The sequence below is a fragment of the Streptomyces sp. MnatMP-M17 genome (assembly GCF_900091995.1).
Classification (GTDB): domain Bacteria; phylum Actinomycetota; class Actinomycetes; order Streptomycetales; family Streptomycetaceae; genus Streptomyces.
Genome location: NZ_FMDK01000459.1, coordinates 1 through 2,860, shown reverse-complemented (window position 1 = coordinate 2,860; position 2,860 = coordinate 1). Strand labels below are relative to the sequence as shown.

Below are 2,860 nucleotides of genomic sequence, written 5' to 3'. Positions count from 1 at the left end.
TGGACCATCAACGGCGAATCGATCTCCCAGTCCGCGTACCCCGATATGTGCCTGGCCAGTGACTACCCGAGAACTCGCATAGTCAACGTGGAGCCGTGCAACCCCTCCGGGCTCCGCCAGCACTGGACCGTGCAGGGCGAGCAGATCAGCATGACCTTAGTGTGACCCTCTGATCCACTTCAGCGGCCTCTTGCCCGCTGGTAGGCGCGCCCCGCTGATGCGCACGGCGGCGCCTACCAGCGCCGGGGCGAGCGGTAGTCGAGGTGGGCCGGCAGGTCCCGTGCCACGCGGGCGCCGGGTCCCGGGGGGCAGTTACTTTGGGCGGCCCCCACCCGGCACGAAACCTACCGGCCCACTGATCATGCCCATCACCGGCGGCGTCGCCTTCGGCGACTCCAAGTCCCGCGACCTGGACGGCGCCCTCCGGTTCACCGACAAGGAGATGCTGGCGCACATACTCGCGGTCAAGGCCGGGCAGTACGACCACCTCATCCCCGACGGCACCGAGCTCTGAGGCCGCCGTCGGGGCGAGGCGTCAATTCACCGTCGAATCGCCCTCAACTCACCGCTTCGATCGCCGACTTGATGACCTTGGCCACGGCGGCCGGGTGGGAGATCAGCGTGAGGTGCGAACCGCCCTTGAACGTGGTGATCTTCGAGCCCGCCCGGCGCGCCATCATCAACTCGGACTCCGGCGTGATGATCTGGTCGCCGGTGCTGATGAAGTACCACGACGGGATCGTCTTCCACGCCGCGTACTTGGACGGTGTGTCGAACGCGGCCATCGACGCGGCGCGCTGTGTGGCCCAGAGGTTGGTGGCCTGCTGGACCGGTAGGTCCTGGGCGAACTTCTTGACGAAGATGTCCTGCTTCAAGTACAGGTTCGTCGTGCCCTCCGGGGCGTTCGCGTACGGGACGCTGTCGAACAGCGTCTCGGGCGGCGCGTTGAGCGCCGATGTCGAGCCGCTCAGCGATCCCGTGGTCTCGCCCACGGCCGGCGCGGCGGCGTCCACGTACACGAGCGCCTTGACGTTGTCGGTCTGAGCGGCGGCGTTCGTGATGACCGAGCCGCCGTACGAGTGGCCGACCAGCACGATCGGGCCGGGAATGCTCTTGAGGAAGTCGGCCACGGTCTCCGCGTCGGTGGTCAGGCCCTCCAGCGGGTTGCCGATCGCACGCGCGGAGTATCCCTCGCCGCGTAGGATCTTCACCTCGCCGCTCCAGCTCGATGTGTCGGCCCAGGCGCCGTGGATCATCACCACCGTCGGCTTGGCTTCGGTGCCACCGCCTGCGGCGACGGCAGGACGGGCACTCGCGGTGGGAACGGTGGCGGCGAACGCCGTGGCGGTGAGAACGACCGCGAGCGTGTACCTGCGACGCGGACGTGCCCCCGTACGTGTCCGGGGACGTGTCCGAGGACATATCCGCAGGCCAGGAGTGGACGGCACAGCCATCTGGTCTCTCCTTCGAACGGCGGACGAGCTGTCCTCAGCGTCACCGCCCCGAGTCCGCAGGTCGCGCGTTCAGAAGCAAATGAGTGAAATGGAACCGCCACCCGGGTGATGTTCTCCGCGTACCTGTGATGATTGGCCGCCGTCGGACCGGCTGTCAGTGCCGGGTGGGAGACTGCCGGGCATGATCGAATCACAAGCGAAAGCGGACCTTCTTCACTACCTGCAAGCCGCCCGCGACGCGCTGCTGTGGAAGCTCGACGGGCTCTCGGAGTACGACATCCGCCGCCCGCGGACGCCGACCGGCACAAATCTGCTGGGCCTGGTCAAGCACATCGCCGCTGTCGAGCTGGGGTACTTCGGCGATACGTTCGGGCGCCGGTTCTTCGACGAGCCGCCGTCCTGGTACGGGGAGGACGCAGAACCGGGCGCGGACATGTGGGCCACCGCGGACGAGTCCCGCGAACAGATCGTCGGGCTGTACCGGCAGGCGTGGAAGCACTCGGACACCACGATCACCACGCTGCCGCTCGACACGCTCGGTCATGTCCCGTGGTGGCCCGAAGAACGGAGAGAGACGACACTGCACCATGTCCTGGTACGCGTGATCGCCGACACCCACCGCCACGCCGGCCACGCCGATATCGTCCGGGAACTCCTCGACGGAGCCGTCGGGATGTCGGAGGGCAACGACAACATGCCGCCGGGCGACCAGTCGTGGTGGGAGGACTACCGGAGCCGACTGGAGCGCGCGGCCCAGGAAGCCGAAGCCGGTCGCGGCTGATCCCTCCCGCGCTCCCGCGAGTCACTCCTCCAGCGGCGGCAGGCACGGCAGGAGGTTTTCGAGTGTGATGGGGAAGTCACGTACGCGTACGCCCGTCGCGTTGAACACCGCGTTGGCGACCGCCGCGCCGGCTCCGCAGATGCCCAGTTCGCCGACGCCCTTGGCGCCGAGAGGATTGGCCTTGTTGTCGAAGCCTTCGAGGATGACGGCGTCGATCTCGGGAATGTCCGCGTGGACGGGCACCAGGTACTGCGCGAGATCGCGGTTGACGAGGGCGCCGGACCGTACGTCCATGGCCACCGCTTCCTCCAGGGCCATTCCCAGCCCCCAGATCATGCCGCCGAGGAGCTGCGAGCGTGCCGTCTTGGCGTTGAGGACGCGGCCCGCCGAGAACACGCCCAGCATCCGCCGGAGCCGGATCTCGGCGGTGTCGGCATCGACGCCGACTTCGGCGAAGTGCGCTCCGTAGGTGTTGATCGAGTAGGCCGCGTAGTTCGGTTCCGCCGCCATGGCGTACGTCTCGCCGTCCGCCTCGATGCCCTCGCCCTCGCCCCCGGGACGGATACGCCCGACGAGCTCGCCCAGCGGCACGGACACTCCGTCACGGCCACCGCCGGCACCGTCG

At 68.1% G+C, this 2,860-nt stretch carries 4 protein-coding genes; 2 read left to right on the top strand and 2 right to left on the bottom strand.

The genetic code is table 11. The annotated features are described in order from the left end of the window. Window positions 1-361: 361 nt before the first annotated feature. The gene (locus GA0115259_RS40430) at window positions 362-514 is read left to right on the top strand and encodes a hypothetical protein (RefSeq protein WP_161230425.1); all 153 of its coding nucleotides are present in this window, start codon (window positions 362-364) and stop codon (window positions 512-514) included. A gap of 43 nt (window positions 515-557) precedes the next feature. Here the strand turns inward: GA0115259_RS40430 and GA0115259_RS20650 are convergent, their stop codons facing one another. Then, complete coding sequence (locus GA0115259_RS20650; protein WP_093599258.1) at window positions 558-1,454, bottom strand: alpha/beta hydrolase; 897 nt, start codon at window positions 1,452-1,454, stop codon at window positions 558-560. A 181-nt stretch (window positions 1,455-1,635) separates the two neighbouring features. Between GA0115259_RS20650 and GA0115259_RS20645 the strand changes: the two genes are divergently transcribed. Beyond that, entirely contained in the window at window positions 1,636-2,235 is a 600-nt protein-coding gene (locus GA0115259_RS20645) for a DinB family protein (protein WP_093599255.1), read from the top strand. A 21-nt stretch (window positions 2,236-2,256) separates the two neighbouring features. Here the strand turns inward: GA0115259_RS20645 and GA0115259_RS20640 are convergent. Beyond that, window positions 2,257-2,860, bottom strand: a 604-nt coding sequence (locus GA0115259_RS20640; protein WP_141716637.1) for a molybdopterin cofactor-binding domain-containing protein, incomplete at its 5' end; no start/stop codon positions are given.

Bases quoted from the DNA above. Each gene is read 5' to 3' on its own strand.
- GA0115259_RS20645 (WP_093599255.1), top strand. From the start codon at position 1,636: ATGATCGAATCACAAGCGAAAGCGGACCTTCTTCACTACCTGCAAGCC.
- GA0115259_RS40430 (WP_161230425.1), top strand. From the start codon at position 362: ATGCCCATCACCGGCGGCGTCGCCTTCGGCGACTCCAAGTCCCGCGAC.
- GA0115259_RS20650 (WP_093599258.1), bottom strand. From the start codon at position 1,454: ATGGCTGTGCCGTCCACTCCTGGCCTGCGGATATGTCCTCGGACACGT.